General features: G+C 40.2%; 23 protein-coding genes. 10 read left to right on the forward strand and 13 right to left on the reverse strand.

From position 1 onward, the window contains the following. Position 1: 1 nt before the first annotated feature. The gene (gene gpmM / locus GQR39_RS09405; RefSeq protein WP_165735452.1) at positions 2 to 1,546 is read right to left on the reverse strand and encodes a 2,3-bisphosphoglycerate-independent phosphoglycerate mutase; all 1,545 of its coding nucleotides are present in this window, start codon (positions 1,544 to 1,546) and stop codon (positions 2 to 4) included. A 546-nt stretch (positions 1,547 to 2,092) separates the two neighbouring features. Here gpmM and GQR39_RS09410 point away from each other — a divergent pair. Genes GQR39_RS09410 through gpsA form a run of 4 tightly spaced genes read left to right on the forward strand, consistent with a single transcriptional unit; the run spans position 2,093 to position 4,344 of the window. Next, positions 2,093 to 2,524 (forward strand): rhodanese-like domain-containing protein, encoded by a 432-nt coding sequence (locus tag GQR39_RS09410; protein ID WP_002957784.1) that lies wholly within the window; start codon positions 2,093 to 2,095, stop codon positions 2,522 to 2,524. A 31-nt stretch (positions 2,525 to 2,555) separates the two neighbouring features. Beyond that, a complete protein-coding gene (grxC, locus tag GQR39_RS09415; RefSeq protein ID WP_002957783.1) occupies positions 2,556 to 2,813 on the forward strand; it encodes a glutaredoxin 3 in 258 nt (85 codons plus the stop codon). A 34-nt stretch (positions 2,814 to 2,847) separates the two neighbouring features. Continuing rightward, positions 2,848 to 3,333: a protein-export chaperone SecB gene (secB, locus tag GQR39_RS09420; RefSeq protein WP_007582825.1), complete on the forward strand. Its 486-nt coding sequence runs from the start codon at positions 2,848 to 2,850 to the stop codon at positions 3,331 to 3,333. 3 nt (positions 3,334 to 3,336) lie between these two features. Continuing rightward, positions 3,337 to 4,344, forward strand: a complete 1,008-nt coding sequence (gpsA, locus tag GQR39_RS09425; RefSeq protein WP_007582822.1) for an NAD(P)H-dependent glycerol-3-phosphate dehydrogenase — start codon at positions 3,337 to 3,339, stop codon at positions 4,342 to 4,344. A gap of 69 nt (positions 4,345 to 4,413) precedes the next feature. On the opposite strand, the gene trmL is transcribed toward gpsA, so the two are convergent. Further along, positions 4,414 to 4,878 carry a tRNA (uridine(34)/cytosine(34)/5-carboxymethylaminomethyluridine(34)-2'-O)-methyltransferase TrmL gene (trmL, locus tag GQR39_RS09430; protein ID WP_007582820.1) on the reverse strand — a complete coding sequence of 155 codons (465 nt, stop codon included), beginning with the start codon at positions 4,876 to 4,878 and terminating at the stop codon, positions 4,414 to 4,416. 160 nt (positions 4,879 to 5,038) lie between these two features. Between trmL and GQR39_RS09435 the strand changes: the two genes are divergently transcribed. Further along, positions 5,039 to 5,905 carry a cation diffusion facilitator family transporter gene (locus GQR39_RS09435; RefSeq protein ID WP_165735523.1) on the forward strand — a complete coding sequence of 289 codons (867 nt, stop codon included), beginning with the start codon at positions 5,039 to 5,041 and terminating at the stop codon, positions 5,903 to 5,905. On the opposite strand, the gene GQR39_RS09440 is transcribed toward GQR39_RS09435, so the two are convergent. From GQR39_RS09440 to GQR39_RS09450, 3 genes are read right to left on the reverse strand one after another with little or no spacing between them, the layout of a single operon-like run. Next, complete coding sequence (locus GQR39_RS09440; protein ID WP_165735453.1) at positions 5,865 to 6,812, reverse strand: alpha/beta fold hydrolase; 948 nt, start codon at positions 6,810 to 6,812, stop codon at positions 5,865 to 5,867. The two genes, GQR39_RS09435 and GQR39_RS09440, sit on opposite strands and share 41 nt — an antisense overlap. Positions 6,813 to 6,815: 3 nt before the next feature. Further along, entirely contained in the window at positions 6,816 to 8,231 is a 1,416-nt protein-coding gene (locus GQR39_RS09445; protein ID WP_165735454.1) for an ATP-binding protein, read from the reverse strand. After that, a complete protein-coding gene (locus tag GQR39_RS09450) occupies positions 8,209 to 8,898 on the reverse strand; it encodes a response regulator (RefSeq protein WP_165735455.1) in 690 nt (229 codons plus the stop codon). Before GQR39_RS09450 ends, GQR39_RS09445 begins: the two co-directional genes overlap by 23 nt. A gap of 177 nt (positions 8,899 to 9,075) precedes the next feature. On the opposite strand from GQR39_RS09450, the gene GQR39_RS09455 reads away from it, so the two are divergent. After that, positions 9,076 to 9,564 (forward strand): Spy/CpxP family protein refolding chaperone, encoded by a 489-nt coding sequence (locus GQR39_RS09455; RefSeq protein ID WP_165735456.1) that lies wholly within the window; start codon positions 9,076 to 9,078, stop codon positions 9,562 to 9,564. Positions 9,565 to 9,638: 74 nt separating this feature from the next. Here the strand turns inward: GQR39_RS09455 and yacG are convergent, their stop codons facing one another. The 7 genes from yacG to nadC form a co-directional block, all read right to left on the reverse strand. Then, on the reverse strand, positions 9,639 to 9,869 hold the full coding sequence (yacG, locus tag GQR39_RS09460) for a DNA gyrase inhibitor YacG (RefSeq protein ID WP_076925028.1): 231 nt from the start codon (positions 9,867 to 9,869) through the stop codon (positions 9,639 to 9,641). Between the two features lie 114 nt (positions 9,870 to 9,983). Further along, the gene (pilB, locus tag GQR39_RS09465; protein WP_165735457.1) at positions 9,984 to 11,660 is read right to left on the reverse strand and encodes a type IV-A pilus assembly ATPase PilB; all 1,677 of its coding nucleotides are present in this window, start codon (positions 11,658 to 11,660) and stop codon (positions 9,984 to 9,986) included. 126 nt (positions 11,661 to 11,786) lie between these two features. Then, positions 11,787 to 12,428, reverse strand: a complete 642-nt coding sequence (gene coaE, locus GQR39_RS09470; protein WP_165735458.1) for a dephospho-CoA kinase — start codon at positions 12,426 to 12,428, stop codon at positions 11,787 to 11,789. Position 12,429: 1 nt separating this feature from the next. Then, complete coding sequence (locus GQR39_RS09475) at positions 12,430 to 13,323, reverse strand: A24 family peptidase (protein ID WP_165735459.1); 894 nt, start codon at positions 13,321 to 13,323, stop codon at positions 12,430 to 12,432. Positions 13,324 to 13,631: 308 nt separating this feature from the next. Beyond that, positions 13,632 to 14,861, reverse strand: coding sequence for a type II secretion system F family protein (locus tag GQR39_RS09480; RefSeq protein ID WP_165735460.1), 1,230 nt, complete (start codon positions 14,859 to 14,861; stop codon positions 13,632 to 13,634). 110 nt (positions 14,862 to 14,971) lie between these two features. Then, complete coding sequence (locus tag GQR39_RS09485) at positions 14,972 to 15,418, reverse strand: pilin (protein WP_165735461.1); 447 nt, start codon at positions 15,416 to 15,418, stop codon at positions 14,972 to 14,974. 482 nt (positions 15,419 to 15,900) lie between these two features. Next, positions 15,901 to 16,752: a carboxylating nicotinate-nucleotide diphosphorylase gene (gene nadC / locus GQR39_RS09490; RefSeq protein WP_165735462.1), complete on the reverse strand. Its 852-nt coding sequence runs from the start codon at positions 16,750 to 16,752 to the stop codon at positions 15,901 to 15,903. A 235-nt stretch (positions 16,753 to 16,987) separates the two neighbouring features. Here nadC and ampD point away from each other — a divergent pair, with 235 nt between their 5' ends. Beyond that, positions 16,988 to 17,542 (forward strand): 1,6-anhydro-N-acetylmuramyl-L-alanine amidase AmpD, encoded by a 555-nt coding sequence (gene ampD, locus GQR39_RS09495; RefSeq protein ID WP_165735463.1) that lies wholly within the window; start codon positions 16,988 to 16,990, stop codon positions 17,540 to 17,542. A 13-nt stretch (positions 17,543 to 17,555) separates the two neighbouring features. Next, entirely contained in the window at positions 17,556 to 18,407 is an 852-nt protein-coding gene (gene ampE, locus GQR39_RS09500; protein WP_165735464.1) for a beta-lactamase regulator AmpE, read from the forward strand. A gap of 978 nt (positions 18,408 to 19,385) precedes the next feature. Here the strand turns inward: ampE and GQR39_RS09505 are convergent. Next, entirely contained in the window at positions 19,386 to 19,655 is a 270-nt protein-coding gene (locus GQR39_RS09505) for a transposase (protein WP_206007808.1), read from the reverse strand. 2,000 nt (positions 19,656 to 21,655) lie between these two features. Here GQR39_RS09505 and pdhR point away from each other — a divergent pair. Both pdhR and aceE read left to right on the forward strand, forming a co-directional pair. Then, positions 21,656 to 22,405 carry a pyruvate dehydrogenase complex transcriptional repressor PdhR gene (gene pdhR / locus GQR39_RS09510; protein ID WP_007586129.1) on the forward strand — a complete coding sequence of 250 codons (750 nt, stop codon included), beginning with the start codon at positions 21,656 to 21,658 and terminating at the stop codon, positions 22,403 to 22,405. Positions 22,406 to 22,495: 90 nt separating this feature from the next. Then, the gene (gene aceE / locus GQR39_RS09515; RefSeq protein WP_010553346.1) at positions 22,496 to 25,162 is read left to right on the forward strand and encodes a pyruvate dehydrogenase (acetyl-transferring), homodimeric type; all 2,667 of its coding nucleotides are present in this window, start codon (positions 22,496 to 22,498) and stop codon (positions 25,160 to 25,162) included. Positions 25,163 to 25,170: the final 8 nt, after the last annotated feature.

Raw genomic sequence — 25,170 nt, forward strand, 5'->3', positions numbered from 1 at the left:
GTTATTTCAACATCATGATAGGCGTACCAGTCATTTCGCTTGGTTGCTCCATGCCCATTAAGTGAAGCATTGTAGGGGCTACATCGCTTAATGCCTTACCTTGCATAGGCTCTGCATCGCGACCAACATAAATAAAATGTACAGGTTCACTAGTGTGGGCAGTATGCGCTTGGCCTGTTTTAAGATCAGCCATTTGCTCGGCATTACCATGATCGGCTGTTATTAGTGCTTCACCACCAAACTCTTCAAGTGCATCAACAACACGTCCGATACAGCTATCTACAGCTTCACAAGCTTTAACAGCAGCTTCAAATACACCTGAGTGACCAACCATATCGCCATTAGGATAGTTACAAATAATAGCGTCGTATTTTCCACTTTTAATTGCTTCTACGAGTTTATCGGTTAGCATTTCTGAGTTCATTTCAGGTTGTAGGTCGTAGGTTGCTACCTGCGGCGAAGGAATTAGCTCGCGTGTTTCGCCTTCAAATTCGCTTTCACGTCCACCACTAAAGAAAAATGTAACGTGTGCGTACTTTTCGGTTTCTGAAATGCGAAGTTGTGTTTTGTTATTTTTTTCAAACCACTCACCAAGTACGTTTACTAACGGTGTTGAACCAAAGGCAATAGGTGCATCTATATCAGCTGCGTATTCCGTCATCATTACAAATGCACTAAGCTCTGGCGTTCTTTTTCTTGCGAATCCATCAAAATCAGGCTCAACAAAAGCGCGAGTAATTTCGCGGGCTCTGTCTGCTCTAAAGTTGGCAAAAATTAGCGTGTCGCCATCGTTTATTGAAGCAGGAGCGGCGTCTGTTGGTGTAATAGTTGTAGCGGCAACAAACTCGTCGTTTTCGTCGCGCTCGTACGCTGCGTTAAGTGCCTCTACGCCGTTATCAAAATTAAAGTCACCTTCAGCTAATGCAATTACGTTGTAAGCTTTTTCTACGCGGTTCCAACGATTGTCTCTGTCCATTGCGTAGTAACGGCCAACAAGTGACGCTAAACGACCGCATTTAAGTTCGCTAAATAACGTTTCAATACGTTCGATTGACGCTTTAGCACTACGTGGAGGTGTATCGCGGCCATCTAAAAAGCCGTGAAAGTAAACTTCTTTAGCGCCACGTTTTGCAGCAAGTTTTATGCTAGCAACTATATGGTCTTCATGGCTATGTACGCCACCTGGGCTTAAAAGACCCATTATGTGGACTGCTTTACCTGCTTTTACGGCTTTATCTATATTTTCAACTAAGGCTGGTGTTGAATCAAATTCGCCATCGTTAATAGCTTTTGTGATACGGGTAAAATCTTGATAAACAATGCGACCAGCACCTAAATTTACATGGCCAACTTCTGAGTTACCCATTTGTCCATCAGGAAGACCTACATCTAAACCCGAAGCTGATATTAATGTGTGTGGGCGAGTGGCCCATAAATTGTCTAATACCGGTGTGTTAGCTGCAAGAATGGCGTTACTTTGCGTATCTTCGCGGTGTCCCCAACCGTCTAAAATCATTAATACCAGTGGTTTTTTATGCTCTGTCATAATAGCTCCTGAAAATTAGTATCTGTTGATGGATACTGTGCACCTAAAAAGGTTTATTAGCGTGGTTTTAGCATACCGTGTTTTTAAGCTAGGATCAGCATTGAAAACAAGATATTAAATTTTTTCACTTACTGCTATATATGGGGGGCTTTATCGTTTTTTAAACGTCTCTAAGTGCTCCTAAACTCGCATTTTAGGTTGGTTTGGGTATACTTGCGTGGCTAAAGTACAAAATCCTTAAAATATTAGGGCGTGTTGCACTTTGGTGGTTGAATTTGCAGCAGTATGTTTGGTTTTTAGGCAAGGCAGAGCCTATGAAGTGTGGTTACTCCCCATAAATAGGCGATAACGTAGCATAAATACCAAACATACGCTGCCCGTTGGGTTCTTTCTAGGGACTAATACCTCTTTGTTGCTCGGTTTTTACTTAGCCCACTAGGTTACAAATCTCGCGCCGCGATTTAATCGCCCCTAGATTGAACAAATTTCAATCCACAAAGGCCAACATGCCCTAGGTTTAAAACATAATTTCATAGTGGAAGTAGAATGGATCAATATATTGAATTTATTACAAATCATCCCATTTTAAGCCTTGCTTGGGTTGGTATTGTTTTCCTTATTGTTAGTGGCTGGATAAAGAGTAAACTTTCAGCTGTTCGTCAAATAAATCCTCAGCAGCTTACGTTACTTATTAACCGTGATGACGGTCAAGTAATCGATATACGTGCGCAAAAAGAGTTTAATGCAGGGCGTATTTCTGGTGCTGAGCACTTAAGCCCAGAGAATGCGAAAAAATCTGACTTTTCAAGCCTTGAAAAGTACAAGACTAAACCCATTATAGTTGTATGTACTACAGGTATGACTGCCCAAGGTACTGCAGCCGCTATGAGTAAAGCTGGTTTTGAACGAGTTTACTTATTAGCAGGTGGCATGGGTGCGTGGCAATCTGCCAGCTTACCAACTACAACAGGTCGCTAATCAGTTTAGCTAGGCCGATAGAGGATTTATTATGAGTAATGTTGTTTTATACACCAAGGCGTATTGTCCATTTTGTCAGCGTGCTCTTTCGCTTTTAAACAGCAAAGGCGTTGAATACACAAATTATGATATTGGTGTACAGCCTGAGCTACGCGATGAAATGATTGCCAAAGCAGGTGGTGCAAGCACAGTACCGCAAATTTTTATTAATGATGAACATATCGGTGGCTGCGACGACATGATGGCTATTGAAGCGCAAGGTAAACTTGACGCTAAGCTAAACGCTTAATTTAATTATAATAACGAACAAGTTAGGAATAACAATGAACGAAGAAAATCAAAACGTAGCAGCTGCACAAGACGGCGCACAATTTACTATTCAACGTATTTACACTAAAGATGTATCGTTTGAAACGCCAAATTCTCCGGCCATTTTTCAAAAAGAATGGACGCCAGAAGTTAAGCTAGACCTAGATACACGCTCTAATAAACTAGACGAAGGTGTATTTGAAGTTGTTTTAGCGCTAACTGTAACCGCTTCTCTTGGTGAAGAAACTGCGTTCTTATGTGAAATTCAACAAGCAGGTATTTTTACTATTGCTGAAGTTGAAGAAGTGCAACTTGCGCACATGCTAGGTGCATTTTGTCCTAACGTGTTGTTCCCATATGCACGTGAAGCTGTTTCAAACCTTGTTAACCGTGGTACTTTCCCACAGCTTAACCTTGCGCCAGTTAATTTTGATGCGTTATTTGCACAATACATGCAACAACGTACTGCGCAAGCTGACCAGGCTTCAGCAGACGCATAACTTATGAGTACAGCAACTACAGCTGTTACTGTATTAGGGGCGGGGTCTTACGGCACCGCCCTTGCTATTTGTTTAGCCCGAAATGGTCACCACGTGACACTTTGGGGAAGAAATAGCGACGACGTTGCCACGCTTGCAGCTGAGCGGAAAAATCAACGTTACTTACCTGATGCTCCTTTTCCAGATACTCTTACTCTTGAAGCTAACTTACAACATGCCGTTGCTAGCAGCGCTATTGTACTTGTTGTTGTGCCAAGCCATGCTTTTGGCGACACACTTGCGCAGATCAAACCTGCATTGCAAGACGGTGCTAAAGTGGCGTGGGCAACTAAAGGACTTGAGCCTAATACTGGACGTTTGTTACAAGAAGTGGCTTTGCAAGAATTGGGTGATGACATTCCACTTGCGGTACTGTCGGGTCCTACGTTTGCAAAAGAAATGGCGATGGGTTCACCTACAGCTATTTCAGTATCTTCTACGTCGCCTGAATTTGCTCAGCAGCTCGCTGATTTACTTCATTGTGGTCGCTCATTCCGTGTGTATAACAATGATGATTTTATTGGTATACAGCTCGGTGGTGCGGTTAAGAATGTAATTGCCATTGGTGCCGGTATTTCGGACGGTGTTGGTTTTGGCGCTAATGCGCGTACCGCACTTATAACCCGAGGCCTTGCAGAGCTTACTCGTTTAGGTTGCGCTCTTGGTGCTAAGCCAGAAACCTTCATGGGAATGGCTGGCCTTGGCGATTTAATACTAACGTGTACAGATAACCAATCACGTAATCGTCGATTTGGTTTAGCACTAGGTAAAGGCGAAAGCGTTGATGCTGCTATTGAGTCAATTGGTCAAGTAGTGGAAGGCTTTAGAAATACCAAAGAAGTGTATTTATTAGCGCAGCGTAGCGGTGTAGAAATGCCGATTACCGAGCAAATTTATAAAGTGCTTTATGAAAATAAAGATATGAAAGAAGCTGCAATGGCGCTATTAGGCCGAGAGCAACGTTCTGAATAATTTTATAAGGGTTTATAAAACTAAAAAACCGACATTATGTCGGTTTTTTGTTGTTTAGCTCAAAGCTATTTACTGCGCGTTAGGAAAACCCAACTGGCGCCACGACTCGTAAACAAACACGGCTACTGCGTTTGATAGGTTCATGCTGCGGCTATTGGCTTGCATGGGAATACGTACACGCTGCTCTTTTGGCAGTGCTTGGATCATATCGTCAGGCAGGCCGCGAGTTTCTGGGCCAAATACCAAGCAGTCACCCGCTTCGTAACTTGCTTCATGGTGAAACTGACTACCTTTGGTTGTACATGCATATATTTTTTTTGGTTTACATTTTTCAAGGTAATCTTCAAATGAGGCATGGCGTTGAACATGGCTAAATTCGTGGTAATCAAGGCCCGCACGCTTTACTCGTTTGTCGTCCCATTCAAAACCTAACGGCTCAATTAAATGCAGTGCATAGCCGGTATTGGCACATAGGCGAATAATATTACCAGTGTTAGGCGGTATTTCAGGTTGGTATAAAACAATATCCAGCATAGTGAGCCTTTTAAATAATCTGTAGTTTAACGATTTTCAGTATACACGAAACCCTTCAAAAAAATGATATACTCATACTATTGAGTACTCCTAATTATCGGATTAAAACGTGCATAACCGTAGCTACGAATTTTGGGTTAAAACTTCAAGCATTGTTACCATGGTAATGGTTAGTTTAATGATTGGCGCAAAAACATGGGCATGGCTGGCTTCTGGCTCGGCCTCAATGCTTGGCTCGTTAACTGATTCGTTAATGGATATTACTGCCACCGCCATGAGTTTTTTAGTGTTAGGTTACGCACTGCGTCCAGCAGATGATGACCATAGGTTTGGGCACGGTAAAGCTGAAGCACTTGCAGGGCTTGGACAAGCCGCGTTTATTGCAGGCTCAGGTTGCCTACTTGCTTTTCATGGTATTGAGCGTTTATTTAATCCTATACAGTTAAGCCATTCTTTATTAGGTGTGTGGGTAAGTATTTTTGCGATTGCGTGTACGCTCGTCATTGTATTTGTGCAAAATAAAGTAGTTAAATACACCGATTCAATTGCTATAAAAGCCGACTCAGTACATTACAAAGGCGATTTAATATTAAATGCCGCTGTGCTATTAGCTATTTTGTTAGCTTATTATGGTGTGTTGTATGCCGATCCTGTTTTTGCGATAGGTGTAGCGGGTTACTTACTTTATAACAGCTGGGATATTGCTCGCGATAGTGCCGATCATTTAATGGATAAAGAACTGCCGGACGATGAAAAGCAAAGCATATTTGATATAGCCAGAGCCCATGCTGATGTACATGGTGTGCATGATATTCGTACGCGCCAAGGCGGAAAAGTTAAGTTTATCCAAATGCACTTAGAGCTTGATGATCATTTAAGTTTGATTCGCGCACATAACGTAGCTGATGAAGTAGAGGCAATGCTTAGCGAACGCTTTGAGTCTGAGGTAGATATACTGATCCACCTAGACCCTTTGTCGGTACTTGTTAAGCCGTCACCGACTCACAAAACTGATACAAGCTCTTAAGCAATGGCTGGCGTATTTCATCACGTTCAAAAAATAGCTCGTGTTTAGCGCCTTCAAAGCTTTTCAGTACAGTGTTTTCGTGCCTGTTTGCTAATTTATATTGGGCATTGTTATCTACCACTTCGTCGTTTTGCGCACTGGCAATATAAAGTGGAATAGTCACGCTCAAGTTATCCACAGAAGTTATAAATGCAAACGTCGCATTTAGCCAGCCGTAAGTAACACCGCCGAGCTGTAGTAATGGCTCTTCTTGATATGTTTGCCTAAATAGCTCGTAACGCACTGGACTGCTGGTTAATACATTTGTAGCAAACTCATCGGGTATGTAATCGGTTTGCCCTAGTGCGTAGTTGTCTTTTTGACCCAAAAGGGTTGCGGTACTGGCTATTAATTTAGCTAAAGGTTTTGGTGTGTTTTTTGTGTAAATATCAAGCATAGGCGCTGATAAAAACGCGCCACTAAAATTGTGTTCAAAATGCGCAAGGTAATCAAAAGCAATAGCGCCGCCCATTGAATGACTCACTAATATTTTTTTGCCCGGCCAATAAGTATCGACAATTTGTGTATTAAATAAGTTTAGATCGGCACTGTAATCTTTAAATTCATTAACATGGCCTTTATGCTTATTTAGTAGATGGCGATAAGAGCGGCCTTGTCCTTGGTGGTCGGCTATGAATATGGCAAAATTATTATTATAAAGCTCCCATAACAGCTCTTTATATTTATCTAACCCTTCAAGGCGTCCCGAGCTTATTACAATGGCAGTTTTAGCTTTATCAGGTATGGCATAAGCATAAAATAATTGCCCGTTAGGCGTATCTAAATAAGCTTTAATTAGCGTGTTTTTATAAAAGTTATTAATTGTTATTTGATTACTTTTAAGCTCACGCTCACTACTATAAAACATGCTTTACTCTTTTATTAATGGCAAGGTTATATTAGCACACAGGCCACCTTGTTCTTTATTTGATAATACTAAACTGCCGCCATGCGCAGTAATAGCATTTTTAGCAATCGCGAGACCTAAACCCGTGCCACCACTTACGCGGTCGCGCGCATCTGATTGCCTAAAAAAGGGCTCGCAAAGTTTGCCCAGTTGCTCATTTGGCACACCAGAGCCATCATCACATATTTCTATATAAATGGCATCAGCATGCTTTAGAGTAATGCTAATAGTATTATTTGCGTATTTAATAGCGTTGCGTAATAGGTTTTCAAGTGCGCTGGCAATAAGGCTTTCGTCGCAATTAATATTTACGTCTACAGCGCCCACTATATTTAGCTGCTTATTATTTTGTTTTGCTTCAAACTGCGCATCGTTAATAACGTGATCTACAATTATTTGTAATGATTGTTTTTGCAGTGAAAGCGCTTGGCTTTTTGCTTCTAAGCGAGAAACTTGCAGCACGTCTGCAATCATTTTATCGAGCTGGTTTGCTTCTTTTTCTATGCGTAATAAATACGATTGGCTAGCATCGTTAGCTTGCATTTGTGCAAGTCCGGTAGCCATTTTTAAACGTGTAAGGGGCGATCGTAACTCATGTGATATGTCGGCTAACAAGCGTTTTTGTGAGCTAATTAAAAGCTCTAACTGATTAGCCATGCTGTTAAAATCTCGCCCTAGTATTCCGAGTTCATCTTTACGGTTTTCAGAAATATCGGCCCTTGCACTTAAGTTACCCGCAGATAATTTAATAGCTGCTTTTTTAAGGCTATTTATAGGGGCTATTAAATTACGGCTAAATACAAAACTTAAAATGAGAGATGCAACAATTGCGATGACTATTTTCATCCAATTAGGCATTAGCTTAAAGCGCATTATTAGCGGCGGTTGATGGTTAATATCTATTTCATAAAGATAAAAACTTCCTTCAGGCACTTTTATATTAACAGGGCCGAAGGCTTGGTATTTTTCAGTGAAAATAATTTGCGGTGACATGTTTTGAGTAAAGTTTAATAAACTTAAGTCGATGTTCTCTGGCACTTCTTTATTACTAAGTGAGTCATCGGATTGTGCTGCGCTTAAATATAAAAGTTTACGCTTTGATAGGCGAGGGTGAACTAATACTTCGCTTAGGGTGCGCTTATGTTTAACAGCAGATCGCTCAATGCTTTTAGCGGTATATATCAGGTTTTTTTTCATCGGCCCATAAAGTGGCTCGTTAGATACCGCATTAATAGCGGTAATATTACTTAAAAATATGAGCGCTGCTACGGTGCCGATTATAGTTAACCAAAACCAAATAAATATTTTAAAAAATAGGTAGTGCCCAGGGTGCTTTAACCAAGTAAAGTAAGTGCTTTTATTCGCCTTGGATAAAGACATAACCTGTACCTCGCATTGTTTTAATTCGCTCGCCTGGAATATGCTCCGCAATTTTTTTACGGATATTACTTACATGCATATCGATAGAGCGATCAAAAGAAGCTAAGCGCCTGCCTAACACTTCTTCGCTAATTTGCTCTTTACTAACAACTTCGCCTGCATTTTTACACAATAGCGTGAGTATTTCGTACTCTGTACCGGTAAGGGTTAGTGTAGAGCTTTCTATTGAGGCCTCTCGCGCTGCAAGGTTAACAGTAATACCATTAACGAGTAACTTACTCGTTGTAGCTGCATTTAAGCTATTAATGTGCTCTATACGGCGTGTTATCGCTTTTACGCGGGCTAGTAATTCACGATGATTAAAAGGCTTTGGAATATAATCGTCAGCGCCTAGCTCTAAACCAAAAATACGGTCAAAGTCTTCACCTTTTGCAGTAAGCATTATTACAGGGGTGAGCTTTGTTTGCCTAAGTTGTTTGAGTACTTCAAAACCATCAAGCGTTGGTAGCATTACATCTAGCAATATAAGGGCGTAGTCGTTTGCTTGTGCTAGTTTAAGACCCTGCTCACCGTCGTGTACACTTTGTATTTCAAAACCTTGGGCAGTTAAATATTCACTTAATAGCTCACAAAGGCCCGTATCGTCATCAATCATTAATAGTTTCATTTACAAACCCTTAGAGTTGTTTATAGCGTTATTTTACCCGCTAAATAGTGCAAAGGTGAATCTTTACACAACCTTTACACTGCTTTGCGTTACTTTGCGTTGAGTTAGGTATAGTTAACTCACTGGCTTAGCAGCCACAATCGCTCAACCAACCAATTCAATATTAAGGTAATGATTATGACTAAAGTAAACACACTATCAAAATTAGTACTTATTTGTGGCTTAGCAACAGCAACTCTTGGCGCTGGTAGCGTATTAGCTAAAGGCGACGGGCATAAGCAAGGCCATTCTCAAGCTCGTTTTTTACTTTCTGATCGCGGCGTTGAAAAATTAAGCCTAACAGATGAACAGCAAACTAAGCTAAAAGCTATTTTTGAAGCACAAAAAACACAAATGAAAGCATTGCGCGGCGACGATAAAGAAGCCCGTAAAGCAATGCGTGAAGCGCACAAAGCAAAAATGGATGCGTTACTTTCGGCGGCAACATTTGACGAAAATTCAGCTAAAGAGCTATTAAACGAACGCCGCGAAAAAGGTGAGCAATTTGGTTTAATTAAACTAAAAACGCAGCACCAAGTAATGCAAGTTCTTAACGCTGAGCAAAAAGAGAAGTTTGCTAAAATGCAAAAGCGTATGAATAAAAAGCATCGTAAGCAAAAAGACTAATCGTTCAATTATATTGAACACTAAAAAGCCAGCATCGCGCTGGCTTTTGTGCTTTTAAATGAAAAATTCAGCGTTTACTTAAAAAAGTCATCTTCATTTTTAGCCAGCATAGCTTCAATATCTTCAATCATGTCTTGGCTAAACTCTTCTGCTGAGGTGATTGGCGCAGAAATTTTATTATTTTCAAACGACCATTCACCCAAATCAATTAGCTGACAGCGCTTGGAGCAAAAAGGGCGAAATGGGCTTTGCTCTGACCATTCAACTTTAGTTTTGCAGGTCGGGCAGTTTACAACAGTAGGCATAATTTACTCTTTACAATCTTTTTCTGCATTTTACATTACTTAGATATGAGTCTCTAGGTATAAGTAAGGCTCTGAGTTTAGTGTTCAGAACCTTCTCACTTTTACTATGGACCTTTAAAAATTAGTCACGCGATTAATTTCAGCAAGGGATGTAAGGCCATCGGCTGCTTTGCGTAAACCTGATAAACGTAAATTATTAAATCCGGCTTTAAGTGATACGTCAGCTATTTCAAGCGAGTTACCACCGCGCATAATAATTTGGGCTATTTCAGGAGTAATTTGCATTACTTCGTAAATACCCACTCGGCCTTTATAACCATCGGTACAGCTATCACACCCTTTAGGTGTATATAATGTCATTTCTTCAATTTGCTCTGAACTAAACCCCTGGCGAGTCAGTTCTTCACTCGGAAGTTGTTCCGGCGTTTTACACTTGGGGCACAAACGACGTGCTAAGCGTTGGGCTATGATTAAGCTGATCGAACTTGCTACGTTATAAGCCGGCACACCCATATTTAATAAACGGGTGATTGTTTCCGGTGCTGAGTTTGTATGCAATGTTGATAAAACCAAGTGACCTGTTTGCGCCGCTTTTATTGATATTTCTGCGGTTTCTAAGTCACGTATTTCACCTACCATAACTACATCAGGATCTTGACGTAAAAATGCACGCAATGCGTTGGCAAAAGTCATATCGGCTTTAATATTAATTTGTACTTGGTTTACACCTTCAAGGTTAATCTCAACCGGATCTTCCGCAGTACTAATATTACGCTCAGGCTGGTTTAATATATTTAAACCTGTGTATAGCGATACTGTTTTACCAGAACCCGTTGGCCCTGTTACCAATATCATCCCTTGAGGCTGGGCAAGCGCATCCATATAGAGCTTTTTCTGCTCAGGCTCATAGCCTAATACATCAATGCCTAACATAGCGCTTGATGAATCAAGGATACGCATTACTATTTTTTCGCCCCACAAGGTAGGCATGGTACTTACACGAAAGTCGATACTTTTGCGTTCAGTAATTTTTAGTTTTATACGACCATCTTGTGGTTTACGTTTTTCGGCAATATCGAGTCTCGACATAACCTTAATACGCGCAGAAAGCTTGGTTGCTAATGTATTGGGTGGGCTTGCCACTTCATGCAAAATGCCATCAATACGAAAGCGAATACGGTACTTGTGCTCATACGGTTCAAAGTGTAAATCAGAGGCGCCTTTTTTAATGGCATCCATTAAAATTTTGTTGATGTAAACGATGATAGGCGCATCATCTTTATCGTCATCTTGTGGAGCTGTATCTCTTTGGCTTTCTGAGTCTAAATCAGCAAATTCTTGAAACTCGTCATCAGTTAAATTTAAGCTGCCAGTGGCATCTAGCAACTGCTCAATTTTGTTATCGAGTTGAATATAATCAACAACAACAATTTCGCATGAGAGACCGGTACTAAACTCAAAGTTTTCGAATGCGCCGTAATCTGTTGGGTCTGATGCGGCTATATAAACTTTTCGATCTTTTTGAACAAGCGGCAAAATGTGATGTTTTCGTATGAGTTTTTCTTTTACAAGATCGGCCGGGATTTTTGTTGGGTCAAAGTCTTTTAAGTCAAAATAGGGTACGCGAAACAAATCGATACATTGTTCAGCTAAATCATTACTATCGATTTTTCCACATTTAGAAATAAGCTCAGCTGTTGAGGCAAATTCATTTTGTTTGTTTTTAACCGTGTCGGCATCAATGCGGCCGAGGGTTATAAATTTTCTCAATAACGGTGAGTTAATATTCATTGCGCACCTGTTTTATTCCTTCAATAGTAAGCAATTTATCAGAAAAAAGAAGGTGATTACATCACCTTTCATTCTTTGTTGTGATTTTACTAACTAAAATACGAGTTTGTGTGAGTTAGGACAGTGTTAATGTGAGTTAGTTTTGTTGTGTAATGCATATTGTAGGTACTTTTTATGAAGATCAACAAGTTCTATATGCACTAGGTTTAAACTTCGGTCATTATTTAAAATATCATCCGCTTTTTGCTGCTTATCGGCACGTGACATTTGCGATGCAATAATACTTTTAACTTGCTCAATACTTGTGCTGTCGCGTTTTGCTGTACGTGCTATTTGTACAGAGGTTGGTATATCAATAAGTAAGGTATGGTCGCAATATTTATCAAGGTTGTTTTCAAACAATAAAGGCGCTACTAAAACAACATAAGGGCTGGTTGCATTGTTTAAATCGGTTAGTATTTTTATCCGTATAAGAGGGTGCAATAACGCATTAAGCCATTCTTTGTCATTGTTGTTAGTAAATATTTTTTCGCGAAGCTCTGCTCTATTTAATGTGCCGTCGGGCAATAAAATATGTTCACCAAAGTGTTGGGTAATCGCTTTTAGCCCTTTGCTATTTGGGAGTACTACTTCGCGCGCAATTATATCGGCATCAACAATTGTAATACCAAGATCTTCAAACATATTGCTTACGGCTGTTTTACCACAGCCAATACCACCTGTTAAACCTAATACCCAGCTGTTTACTTTAGCTATTTGTTCACTCATTTTAATAACCAATTAAATTAAAATAAGCGCCTTGAATTTGGTTGCCCCAAAGCATGGTGATCCAGCCAGCTATCGCTAAATAGGGGCCAAATGGAATCGGCGTTGCTTTGTCTTTACCTTGTATGCTCAACAGCGCAATACCTATAATGGCACCTACTACGCTCGAAAGCAGAATAATTGTAAGTAATGACTGCCAGCCAAGTAATGCCCCAAATACTGCAAGCAACTTAAAATCGCCATAACCCATACCTTCTTTACCGGTTAATAACTTAAATAACCAAAACACGCTCCACAAGCTTAAATAGCCACAAGCCGCGCCAATAATGGCATCAGTAGGTGTAATTGTGTAACCCATTACAGAGGCAATAAGGGCAAGCCAAACAAGCGGAAGTGTAAGCTGATCTGGCAATAACATGTGGTCAATATCAATAAAGGTTAGTGCAACTAAAATCCACGTTACAAAAATATATAAAAGGGCTTGCTCGGTCGCACCAAAGCTATAAGCAACAATTAAACTTAATAGGGCTGTTATAAGCTCTACAGCAGGGTACCGAGCCGAAATAGGATTACTGCAACTTGCGCATTTACCTTTAAGTGCTAACCAACTAATAATAGGAATGTTCTGCCAAGGTTTAATGGCAGTTTTACATTTAGGGCAGGTAGAATTGGGTTTTACTAAGTTAAAAGGTTCATTGATATTGGCTTGTTTAGATTTATTAGCTGTAAGTTCATCCTCTAGCAGTAGCCTGCATTCGCTTTGCCACTCCCGTTGCATCATCAATGGTAAGCGATAAATAACCACATTTAAAAAACTACCAATACATAAACTAATTAAGCCAATTGTGGTTAAGTAAAACCACAGTTGGCTTTGCATTACTTCTATAATACTTTGCATTTGTTTACCTAAAACTAAAATTTTTTAATAATACCAATTAACAGCGCGATGTAAAATCGCGACTACGCGGTTTATACCACGGCACCGTAGCAGCGGGTTTACCCCGCGACTGTTACCATTATTGCGCGATGTAAAATCGTAATTAAAAACGCGATATAAAATCGCGACTACGCGGTTTATACCACGGTAGCTTAGCCGCGGGTTTACCCCGCGACGGTTGCTATTACTGCGCGATTGTTACAATTATTGCGCGATGTAAAATCGCGACTACGTGTGTTTTTAAATAGGTGTTTATATTTTTAAAGGTATTAAATAACTGAGCCCAATTGGAAAATAGGTAAGTACATCGCAACAATCAAGCCACCAACAAGTACACCTAGTACGGCCATAATAAGTGGCTCAAGTAGGCTTGAAAGACCGTCTACTGCATCATCGACTTCTTGCTCGTAAATAGTAGCAACTTTCGCAAGCATGCCATCTAATGAGCCTGACTCCTCACCAATCGCGACCATTTGTATTACCATATCAGGGAATATTTTTGAGTTACGCATTGCCCAGTTCATCTGATTACCAGAGCTTACTTCTACTTTAATATCTAAAATGGCATAACGGTAAACGGCATTACCTGAAGCGCCTGCGGCTGAATCAAGTGCATCAACCAGCGGCACACCAGCAGCAAAAGTGGTCGAAAGAGTTCGTGCATAGCGAGCAACAGCCGCTTTATTTAAAATCATGCCAATAACAGGGAGCTTTAGTATTGCTCGGTCGGTTGCATCTCTTAGTTTTAAACTTCGCAGTTTTGCTTCTTTAAATGCGTATCCAAAAGCAAACATTCCAATAAGAATCGTCCACCAATATGCTTGCATAAATTCTGAGATACCAATTACAAATAATGTAAATGCAGGGAGTTCAGCGCCAAAACCAGCAAAAATGTCTTGAAACTGCGGCACTACAAATATTAATAATATTGAGGTAACAATACCGGCAATCACCAATACCGAAATAGGGTAAAACATCGCCTTTTTAATTTTTGATTTTAATGCTTCAGACTTTTCTTTATAAATAGCAACACGATCAAATATTCTATCAAGCGCACCTGACTGCTCCCCAGATGCGACTAAATCACAATATAAATCATCAAAATAGCGAGGGTGTTTTCTAAGCGCCGTAGATAATGGCTGGCCCGCTTTTACTTCATCAGCAATAGTCTCCATTAGTTTACTGATGCTTTTATTAGTCGAACCGGTGCCAATCATTTCGATTGATTGTATTAGCGGAACGCCCGCCATCAACATAGTTGCTATTTGTCGAGTAACTAGTGCGATATCTTTTGGCGTTATTTTTTGAACACTTTGAATGCCAAATAATGGTTTTGCTTTGCGTTTGACTTTTGAGGGTGTGATGCCTTGTTTGCGAAGCTGAGCTTTTACTAATGCAATACTATTCCCGGTAAGTTCGCCTTCAAGTTTTTTCCCTCGAGCGCTTAAGCCTACCCATTGGAAGGTATCTAAGCCTTTTTTTTCTTGTTTTTTTGCCATAGATGATATTACCAGTTAAAGATAGGAACACTTAAATTTATAATACATAACTGACATGCAAAAAAGCGCTCTAAAGAGCGCTTAATATTATACTTTAATGCTTAGCGATATTAAGCATCAGCATCAGTATCAGTATCAGTATCAGTATCAGCATCAGCAGCACCACAGTTTGAAGGTCTATGGTTTTCATCAGCATCAGTTGAACAAGTCCATGTACCAGAAGTAGAACGTGACAATGTTACTGTTTTGTCTTTAACTGCAGCACCACCATTTACTTTGCTAAAAATTGTACCAGAACCATCATCGGATGTTGTTACATCTATATCAGTACAAGCCTTGTTATTCACACCAATATTGCTCTTAGTAATTGTTGAACCTTCATTCATTTTAATTTCAAAAGCGGTTTTACCAGGTGAAAGCTCAGCTAAACATGCTGTAACTTGTGCCTTAGCTGTATAATCTTGATACTGTGGAAGAGCGATTGCAGCAAGAATACCGATGATTGCTACTACAATCATTAATTCAATTAGGGTGAAACCCTGTTGTTTTTGAGTCATTGTTTTCATGTTTCCTCTCCTAAAGGATAGATTTTTGTAACTTAAATCACTTAAGCGGCAAATGCCTCACTTAATTTAACTGATTTACTTTACAGTTTTACTTTAAATTAATTTTATTACACTTTAGCTTTAGAGTATGAAACACAAAAGCCGTATGTGAATTCATTATGTTTAGTACTAGCTATAAAAGTTTACTAAGAGCACTACATGTTGTAGCAACAAATAGTATAGGCATAAAGTAAGTAGTTTAGTTTTTAATTATGTCTTTAAAAACTAAAGGTACTAGTTATTTATGACTACCTTTTAAAATAAAATAGTACAACAGAATTAGTCTACCATTTTATTTTAGTATTTAGCACGTATCTTCTTATAAAAAAGCGATTTTATTTAACAAAATGTTACAAAGTAAGCCTTTCGGGTTATTTAATGCTTTTTTACTTAACTTGTCAATCGATTAGCGGTATTAATTGGCAGTTGTTGCTTTAAAATTGTTCAAAACGCATCGATAAATCGATTGATTGTAAGTTTTTTGTTAACGATCCGCTTGATATAAAATCGACGCCGGCTTGTGAATAAGTTTTGAGCGTTTCTAGGGTCATATTGCCTGAAACCTCTAGTTTTGCACGTTTGTTGGTTAAAATTACAGCTTGCTTAATTTGCTCTACGCTAAAATTGTCTAGCATAATTATGTCGGCGCCAGCTTCAATTGCTTGCTTAAGTTCAGGGAGTGATTCTACTTCTACTTCGACAGGTTTGTTTGGGTGGTTTTGTTTAGCTTGAGCTACGGCTTTGTTTATTGTGCCACAAGCCGCTATATGATTTTCTTTAATTAAAAAAGCGTCAAATAATCCAATACGATGGTTTGCACCCCCACCACATTTTACCGCGTATTTTTGAAGAGCGCGCAGACCGGGTATTGTTTTGCGTGTGTCGAGTAATTGCGTAGTTGTACCACTTAACTCTTTTACATAATGCGCAGTAGTAGTGGCTGTACCCGATAAAGTTTGCACAAAGTTAAGTGCGGTTCGTTCGGCAGTTAATATTGAACGAGCCGAGCCAATAGCGGTAAATAATGTGCTGTTTGCTTTAACTGCGTCGCCGTCGTTTATAAGTACGTTAACCTTAACGCTTGGGTCTACTTGTTTGAATACTTCAAGGATGATGTCTTTTCCACAAAAAATGCAGTCTTCGCGAGTGATTACTTTGGCGCTTGCTTGCTCATTTTGTGGGATTAGTTGCGCAGTAATATCGCCTTCTTGCGCGGTTTGATAATTTAAATCTTCGTCAAGTGCAAGAGTGACTAGTTGAGTAATGAGGGAGTGCGAAATAGACATAGGATGCTCATAAGCGTTAATAAATTAAGCAAATTTTACTATGTTTATAAAAGAAAGAGAAGCGATTGCCTTTTCGCCAATATAAAGATAAGCGCTTGTAGTAAATTCGCACCTACGTATGGGTTTGAATTATTTGTAGGTGAGGTTTTATACCTCGCTTGTTACTATCATTTTTTTAATAAATCCATTAGCATCAGTGCTATGTATATCTTGATATTTATATAATAAACGTATCATGAAAATAGATTTAAACGGTGTTTTAAGTACGGTAGCGCAGCGGCCTTGTTCGTATTTTGATGAGCGCCCTGATGAGGCTGATATTTCTTTATTGGTGATTCACAATATATCATTGCCAGCAGGGCAGTTTGGTACACCTTTCGTTGATGACTTATTTATGGGTAGCATTGACTGTAATGCTCATCCGAGTTTTAGTGACTTAAAGAATTTACGTGTATCGGCCCATTGCTTTATAAAGCGCACCGGTGAGGTTATACAATACGTGCCTTTTGAAAAGCGCGCTTGGCATGCAGGGCAATCTGAGTTTGAGGGGGTACCTGCTTGTAATAACTTTAGCATTGGCATTGAGCTTGAAGGTACCGACACCGCTCCATATTCTTTAGCACAGTACAAAACATTAACTATTATTAGTAAATCTATAATGCAACGCTATCCAAAAATTACCCCTTCGCGTATTGTTGGGCATTGCGATATTGCCCCTGGGCGTAAAACAGATCCTGGCAGTAGCTTTAATTGGCCATTGTTTTTTAATATGCTTGAACAACTAAGTTAAGAGAGTTATTCCCATGATTTTAGTTTCTATAATAATTGCATTAATACTAGAGCGCTTAGGCGCTCGGTCTAATTACTGGCAGATAAGTTATTACGCAAATGGTTATTTAAATCGCTCTAATAAATTACTTGGTGATAAGGGCTTATTTAGCTCAGCACCGGGCTTTTTAATTTGGCTTTTACTTCCAGTGATTGCGATGGCACTAATTTATTGTTTATCTGATTTTGTTTTGTGGCAGTTGGGCATTAATATCGCGGTGCTTTTGGTTTGCTTTGGTTGTGCTAAGCAGCGTGCTTTATATAAGTCGTATTTAAATGCGTTAACGCGAGATGACGGTACTGCTGCATCTTTATATGCGTTGCAAATAGGTCAAAAGCGTACTGATGATCAAGATGGTGGCGAAACCTTTGGGCAAACATTGGCGTGGGTAAACTTTAGATTTTACTGTGCGGTTATTTTTTGGTTCGTTGTTTTAGGCGCGCCAGGTGCGGTTTTATATGCATTGGTACGTACTTTAGCTGATTTAGTACGAGAAGATCATAAAGTAATATTTGCTAAGCGTTTTAAACTTATACATAAACTATTGTTTTGGCTCGACTGGTTACCTGCACGTATTACCAGCTTTGGTTATTTAGTAATAGGTAACTTTAATAAAGGCACAAGCTGTTGGCTACGTTACGCACTTAACTTTAAATCTCCAAACCGAGAAGTAGTAACATGTACTGCACTGGCCGCAGAGCAAGTTGAAAAGCGTTATTACGGCTGTACCTACGAGGCCACTTGTATGATTAAGCTTGTTAAGCGCAATGTATTATTTTACTTAGTACTTATAGCACTACTTACATTATTTGGTGGACTATCGTAGTCGCGATTTTACATCGCGCATTGTGTTTTTCGGTTGGGAGGTTAGTTGCCAAATGTCGCGGGGTAAACCCGCTGCTACGATATTGCGTAGTCGCGATTTTATATCGCGCATTGTGTTTTTGGTTGGGAGATTGTTTGCACAATAATCGCGGGGTAAACCCGCTGCTACGATATTTGCGTAGTCGCTATTTTGCATCGCGCATTGTGTTTTTCGGTTGGGAGATTGTTTGCACAATAATCGCGGGGTAAACCCGCTGCTACGATATTGCGTAGTCGCGATTTTATATCGCGCATTGTGTTTTTGGTTGGGAGATTAGTTGCACAATAATCGCGGGGTAAACCCGCTGCTACGATATTTGCGTAGTCGCTATTTTGCATCGCGCATTGTGTTTTTCGGTTGGGAGATTGTTTGCACAATAATCGCGGGGTAAACCCGCTGCTACGATATTGCGTAGTCGCGATTTTATATCGCGCATTGTGTTTTTGGTTGGGAGATTAGTTGCACAATAATCGCGGGGTAAACCCGCTGCTACGATATTTGCGTAGTCGCTATTTTGCATCGCGCATTGTGTTTTTCGGTTGGGAGATTGTTTGCACAATAATCGCGGGGTAAACCCGCTGCTACGATATTGCGTAGTCGCGATTTTATATCGCGCATTGTGTTTTTGGTTGGGAGATTAGTTGCCAAATGTCGCGGGGTAAACCCGCTGCTACGATATTTGCGTAGTCGCGATTTTACATCGCGCATTGTGTTTTACGTTTAGGTAATTACTTGCACAAATGTCGCGGGGTAAACCCGCTGCTACGATATTGCGTAGTCGCGATTTTATATCGCGCATTGTGTTTTTGGTTGGAGATTAGTTGCCTAATTTCGCGGGGTAAACCCGTTGCTACGATTGCATAGTCGCAATTTTATATCGCGCATTTGTGTGTTTTGGTTGGGCGATTAGTTGCTAAATGTCGCGGGGTAAACCCGCTGCTACGAGTTTAGATAAATACTATCCCAATATGGGTAGTCTGCAATATTTTCTATTAAATTTGCACGCAAAGGGTTTGCGACTATGTATCTAGCGCATCTATTTAAGTCTTCGGTATTTCTTATTAAGTGATCATAAAACCCTTTTTGCCAAAGCTTTTGTCTGCCAAATTGTCTATACACCGTGGCTGAGCGTCCTTTGAAGCTTCTAATTACCTCGCTTAATGTTGCGCTATCGGATAATTGTAGTAACCAATGAATATGGTTTGGCATTATCACGAAAGTATTTGATTTAATCAGTTGCTCTTTCTAATTTCCTCATTTCATTGATAATAGCTCTATTAATTATTAAGCTTGTGAGTAGGTTATTTCGCTCATGACAAACCAGTGTTATAGCATAATAGTGGTTTGCTTTTGATACTCTTCCCTTTCGTAATAAATATGAACGATGCATAACATACCTGTATTTTAGCAATCACAGATCCACGAATTTAAAGCATATGCAATTTTTATAAATTTGCGTAGTCGCGATTTTATATGGCGCATTGTGTTTCTCGGTTGGGAGATTAGTTGCTAAATGTCGCGGGATAAACCCGCTGCTACGATATTGTGTAGTCGCGATTTTATATCGCGCATTGTGTTTCTCGGTTGGGAGATTAGTTGCTAAATGTCGCGGGGCAAACCCGCTGCTACGATATTGCGTAGTCGCGATTTTACATCGCGCATTGTGTTTTACGTTTAGGTATTTACTTGCACAATAGTCGTGGGGTAAACCCGCTGCTACGATATTGCGTAGTCGCGATTTTACATCGCGCATTGTGTTTTACGTTTAGGTAATTACTTGCACAATAGTCGCGGGGTAAACCCGCTGCTACGATATTGCGTAGTCGCGATTTTATATCGCGCATCGTGTTTTTTTGGTTGGGAGATTAGTTGCCAAATGTCGCGGGGTAAACCCGCTGCTATGATATTGCGTGATCGAAATTTTATATCGCGCATTGTGTTTTACGTTTAGGTAATTACTTGCACAATAGTCGCGGGTTAAACCCGCTGCTACGATATTGCGTAGTCGCGATTTTACATCGCGCATTGTGTTTTACGTTTAGGTAATTACTTGCACAATAGTCGCGGGGTAAACCCGCTGCTACGATATTGCGTAGTCGCGATTTTACATCGCGCATTGTGTTTTACGTTTAGGTAATTACTTGCACAATAGTCGCGGGGTAAACCCGCTGCTACGATATTGCGTAGTCGCGATTTTACATCGCGCATTGTGTTTTACGTTTAGGTAATTACTTGCACAATAGTCGCGGGGTAAACCCGCTGCTACGATATTGCGTAGTCGCGATTTTACATCGCGCATTGTGTTTTACGTTTAGGTAATTACTTGCACAATAGTCGCGGGGTAAACCCGCTGCTACGATATTGCGTAGTCGCGATTTTACATCGCGCATTGTGTTTTACGTTTAGGTAATTACTTGCACAATAGTCGCGGGGTAAACCCGCTGCTACGATATTGCGTAGTCGCGATTTTACATCGCGCATTGTGTTTTACGTTTAGGTAATTACTTGCACAATAGTCGCGGGGTAAACCCGCTGCTACGATATTGCGTAGTCGCGATTTTACATCGCGCATTGTGTTTTACGTTTAGGTAATTACTTGCACAATAGTCGCGGGGTAAACCCGCTGCTACGATATTGCGTAGTCGCGATTTTACATCGCGCATTGTGTTTTACGTTTAGGTAATTACTTGCACAATAGTCGCGGGGTAAACCCGCTGCTACGATATTTGCGTAGTCGCGATTTTACATCGCGCATTGTGTTTTTTCGGTTGGGAGATTAGTTGCCAAATGTCGCGGGGTAAACCCGCTGTTACGATATTGCGTGGTCGAAATTTTATATCGCGCATTATGTTTTATATTTAGTTGACTGATCGTGTGTAAATGGCTGCTATTTCTTTGGCACTTTTATCCTGTTATTAATTTCTTTAATAAATTCAACTAGAGTTAACACTCTATTTTTCTGGTCAGACCAATTGTTTTCATACTATTAACGTTATAACAATTTTTGTAAATTGCGCATTGTTTAATCTTCGTTCAAAATGCGTTACGCTACTTCAATTGCTCAAGTTACCTGTAAATTGACAGCTAATAAGGTTTTTGATACCGTATTGAAAATTTTTGGTATGACCAATTTACCTTTTGGGTAAATCATACGACTCAAAGCCCCGCTCTATGGGCTCTTGGTATTTATACAACGCGGACGTTGATTCATGTCTTTAAAGATCAAAGCAGCAAAGTTATCTGATGTTATTTTACAGCAACTCGAGAACATGATTCTTGAAGGCTCGTTAGCACCAGGTGAAAAGTTGCCACCAGAGCGTGAACTAGCAAAGCAATTTGAAGTGTCTCGCCCGTCACTGCGTGAGGCAATTCAAAAATTAGAAGCGAAAGGTTTAGTTACGCGTCGCCAGGGTGGCGGCACGTTTGTAAAAAATCAGCTCGAAGAAGGGCTTACTGATCCACTTTTTGATTTGATTAGTAAACACCCTGAGTCGCAGTTTGATTTACTTGAATTTCGTCATGCATTAGAAGGGATTGCTGCTTACTACGCGGCACTGCGCGGGACCAGCAACGATTTTAGCAAAGTGAAAGAAAGCTTTGATAAAATTGCCCTAGTTAATGATGATTTACAGCAAAAAGCAAAAGCAATTAATGCATTTCACTTTAGCGTGGCAGAAGCTTCGCATAATGTGGTGTTACTGCATTTAGTAAGAGGCATGAAAGCGCTGCTTGAGCAAAATGTATTGCAAAATTTAACTGTTTTATTAAAAAAGTCAGATATTAGCAGTCAATTAGCCCAACACAGGCGTTTATTAATGGATGCCGTTATTGACGGTAATCCAGAACAAGCCCGTTTAGCAAGTAATGCGCACTTAGCATTTATCGAAGAAGCACTACTTGAAGCAGGCAAAGAACATTCGCGAATTGAACGTAGTTTAAGACGCACTAAACAAAATTAAGTTAGTACATAACTACTTTGAACACACAAATTAAGTAGCTGTGATATTAAATTAACAATATTCGTATTTTAAACATAAGGAAACCTCCATATGTCTGAAGTCAATAAAATTGACGTAGACGCGCTAGAAACACAAGAGTGGTTACAAGCTCTTGAATCAGTTGTGCGCGAAGAAGGTGTTGAACGAGCTCAGTTTTTACTTGAGCAAGTATTAGAGCAAGCCCGTTTAGACGGCGTTGATATGCCAACGGGTATTACCACGAACTACGTTAATACTATTCCTGTAGATCAAGAACCTGCTTACCCGGGTGATGTAAATCTTGAGCGTCGTATTCGTTCAATTATACGTTGGAACGCGATTATGATCGTTCTACGTGCATCTAAAAAAGATCTCGACTTAGGCGGCCATATGGCGTCTTACCAATCATCTGCTGCATTTTATGAAGTGTGTTTTAACCACTTTTTTAAAGCGCCAAATGATGTAGACGGTGGTGACTTAGTTTATTACCAAGGTCATATTTCTCCTGGTATTTATGCACGTGCATTTGTTGAAGGTCGTTTATCGGCTGCACAACTAGATAACTTCCGCCAAGAAGTTGATGGCGAAGGCTTACCATCGTACCCACACCCTAAGTTAATGCCTGAATTTTGGCAGTTCCCTACGGTATCAATGGGCTTAGGTCCTATTTCGTCTATTTACCAAGCGCGCTTCTTAAAATACTTAGATGGTCGTGGCTTAAAAGATACTAAAAACCAACGTGTATACGCGTTTTTAGGTGACGGTGAAATGGATGAGCCAGAATCACGCGGTGCAATCTCTTTTGCTGCACGTGAAAAACTAGATAACCTTTGTTACTTAGTTAACTGTAACTTACAGCGTTTAGATGGCCCAGTTATGGGTAACGGTAAAATTATTCAAGAGCTAGAAGGCTTGTTTAAAGGCGCTGGCTGGAACGTAATTAAACTAGTGTGGGGCAGCGGTTGGGATATTCTTCTAGCTAAAGACACAACGGGTAAATTACTACAGTTAATGAACGAAACTGTTGATGGCGATTACCAAACATATAAAGCTAAAGATGGCGCGTACGTACGCGAAAACTTCTTTGGTCGTTACCCAGAAACAGCTGCACTTGTTGCTGACATGACAGATGACGAAATTTTCGCGCTTAAGCGTGGTGGTCATGAGTCATCAAAATTATTTGCTGCATTTAAAAAAGCAGAAGACACTAAAGGCCGTCCAACTGTAATTCTTGCTAAAACTGTAAAAGGTTACGGCATGGGTGAAGCAGCTGAAGGTAAAAACATTGCGCACCAAGTGAAAAAAATGGACATGTCGCATGTTGCGCATTTACGTTCACGCCTTGGTCTTGATGATTTAGTATCTGAAGAGCAACTTGCAGAACTACCTTATTTAGAGCTTGAAGAAGGTTCACCTGAGTATAAATATCTACATGCTCGTCGTGATGAACTTAAAGGTTATACACCTAAGCGTATTCCACGTTTTAGTGAAAAACTTACGTTGCCAGAAGTAGACGCGTTTAAGCCGCTACTTGAAGAACAAAAACGTGATATTTCAACCACTATGGGTTTTGTTCGTGCACTTAATATCTTATTAAAAGATAAAGGCATTGGTAAAAACATCGTACCAATTATTGCCGATGAAGCGCGTACATTTGGTATGGAAGGTTTATTCCGTCAAATCGGTATTTACAATCCGCATGGCCAAAACTATACGCCACAGGATCGTGATATTGTTTCTTACTACAAAGAAACTGTATCAGGACAAGTGCTTCAAGAAGGTATTAATGAGTTAGGTGCAATGTCGTCATGGGTTGCTGCTGCAACTTCATACAGCACTAACGATTTACCAATGATCCCATTCTACATTTACTACTCTATGTTTGGTTTCCAGCGTGTTGGCGACATGGCATGGATGGCGGGCGATCAACAAGCACGTGGTTTCTTATTAGGTGCTACAGCGGGTCGTACAACGCTAAATGGTGAAGGCTTACAACACGAAGATGGCCACAGCCACATTCTTGCAAACACGGTTCCTAACTGTATTTCATATGACCCAACTTACGCGTTTGAAGTAGCTGTTATTGTACAAGACGGTATTCGTCGTATGTACGGTGATGACCAAGAAAATATTTACTACTACCTAACGCTTATGAACGAAAACTACCATCAGCCAGCTATGCCAGAAGGCGCTGAAGAAGGTATTCGTAAGGGTATTTACAAGCTTGAAAGTTACGAAGGTAAAAAAGCCAACGTACAGCTATTAAGCTCAGGTACTATTATGACTGAAGTACGTAAAGCCGCTACGATTCTAAGCGAAGAGTATGGCATTGCGTCTGACGTGTTCTCTGTTACGTCTTTCAACGAATTAACGCGTGAAGGTCAAGATGTTGAACGTTTCAACATGCTTAATCCTGAAGGCGAGCAAAAAACAGCATTCATCACAAGCGTATTAAACGACTCTGTGACTGTTGCAGCAACGGATTACATGAAAAACTACGCAGAACAAGCGCGTTCATTTATTCCAAGCAGCAACTACAAAGTGTTAGGTACCGATGGTTACGGTCGTTCTGATAGCCGTGAAAACCTACGTCGTCACTTTGAAGTTAACGCGGGCTACGTTGTTGTTGCTACGTTATCTGAACTTGCTAAACGCGGTGAAGTTGAGAAGTCAGTAGTTGTTGAAGCACTTAAAAAGTTCAACATCGACACTAACAAACTTAACCCACTGTACGCATAAGAGGTTTG

The organism is Pseudoalteromonas sp. C8 (genome assembly GCF_011378685.1).
In the GTDB taxonomy this organism is placed as follows: domain Bacteria; phylum Pseudomonadota; class Gammaproteobacteria; order Enterobacterales; family Alteromonadaceae; genus Pseudoalteromonas; species Pseudoalteromonas arctica.

What these genes read in the sequence shown, in the direction of transcription:
- GQR39_RS09475 (WP_165735459.1), bottom strand. Translation starts at nt 13,323, where the DNA reads ATGCAAAGTATTATAGAAGTAATGCAAAGCCAACTGTGGTTTTACTTA.
- grxC (WP_002957783.1), top strand. Translation starts at nt 2,556, where the DNA reads ATGAGTAATGTTGTTTTATACACCAAGGCGTATTGTCCATTTTGTCAG.
- GQR39_RS09455 (WP_165735456.1), top strand. Translation starts at nt 9,076, where the DNA reads ATGACTAAAGTAAACACACTATCAAAATTAGTACTTATTTGTGGCTTA.
- gpmM (WP_165735452.1), bottom strand. Translation starts at nt 1,546, where the DNA reads ATGACAGAGCATAAAAAACCACTGGTATTAATGATTTTAGACGGTTGG.
- yacG (WP_076925028.1), bottom strand. Translation starts at nt 9,869, where the DNA reads ATGCCTACTGTTGTAAACTGCCCGACCTGCAAAACTAAAGTTGAATGG.
- GQR39_RS09445 (WP_165735454.1), bottom strand. Translation starts at nt 8,231, where the DNA reads ATGTCTTTATCCAAGGCGAATAAAAGCACTTACTTTACTTGGTTAAAG.
- GQR39_RS09440 (WP_165735453.1), bottom strand. Translation starts at nt 6,812, where the DNA reads ATGTTTTATAGTAGTGAGCGTGAGCTTAAAAGTAATCAAATAACAATT.
- GQR39_RS09410 (WP_002957784.1), top strand. Translation starts at nt 2,093, where the DNA reads ATGGATCAATATATTGAATTTATTACAAATCATCCCATTTTAAGCCTT.
- nadC (WP_165735462.1), bottom strand. Translation starts at nt 16,752, where the DNA reads ATGTCTATTTCGCACTCCCTCATTACTCAACTAGTCACTCTTGCACTT.
- GQR39_RS09485 (WP_165735461.1), bottom strand. Translation starts at nt 15,418, where the DNA reads ATGACTCAAAAACAACAGGGTTTCACCCTAATTGAATTAATGATTGTA.
- aceE (WP_010553346.1), top strand. Translation starts at nt 22,496, where the DNA reads ATGTCTGAAGTCAATAAAATTGACGTAGACGCGCTAGAAACACAAGAG.
- GQR39_RS09505 (WP_206007808.1), bottom strand. Translation starts at nt 19,655, where the DNA reads ATGCCAAACCATATTCATTGGTTACTACAATTATCCGATAGCGCAACA.
- trmL (WP_007582820.1), bottom strand. Translation starts at nt 4,878, where the DNA reads ATGCTGGATATTGTTTTATACCAACCTGAAATACCGCCTAACACTGGT.
- secB (WP_007582825.1), top strand. Translation starts at nt 2,848, where the DNA reads ATGAACGAAGAAAATCAAAACGTAGCAGCTGCACAAGACGGCGCACAA.
- gpsA (WP_007582822.1), top strand. Translation starts at nt 3,337, where the DNA reads ATGAGTACAGCAACTACAGCTGTTACTGTATTAGGGGCGGGGTCTTAC.
- pdhR (WP_007586129.1), top strand. Translation starts at nt 21,656, where the DNA reads ATGTCTTTAAAGATCAAAGCAGCAAAGTTATCTGATGTTATTTTACAG.
- GQR39_RS09450 (WP_165735455.1), bottom strand. Translation starts at nt 8,898, where the DNA reads ATGAAACTATTAATGATTGATGACGATACGGGCCTTTGTGAGCTATTA.
- GQR39_RS09480 (WP_165735460.1), bottom strand. Translation starts at nt 14,861, where the DNA reads ATGGCAAAAAAACAAGAAAAAAAAGGCTTAGATACCTTCCAATGGGTA.
- coaE (WP_165735458.1), bottom strand. Translation starts at nt 12,428, where the DNA reads ATGAGTGAACAAATAGCTAAAGTAAACAGCTGGGTATTAGGTTTAACA.
- ampD (WP_165735463.1), top strand. Translation starts at nt 16,988, where the DNA reads ATGAAAATAGATTTAAACGGTGTTTTAAGTACGGTAGCGCAGCGGCCT.
- GQR39_RS09435 (WP_165735523.1), top strand. Translation starts at nt 5,039, where the DNA reads ATGGTAATGGTTAGTTTAATGATTGGCGCAAAAACATGGGCATGGCTG.
- ampE (WP_165735464.1), top strand. Translation starts at nt 17,556, where the DNA reads ATGATTTTAGTTTCTATAATAATTGCATTAATACTAGAGCGCTTAGGC.
- pilB (WP_165735457.1), bottom strand. Translation starts at nt 11,660, where the DNA reads ATGAATATTAACTCACCGTTATTGAGAAAATTTATAACCCTCGGCCGC.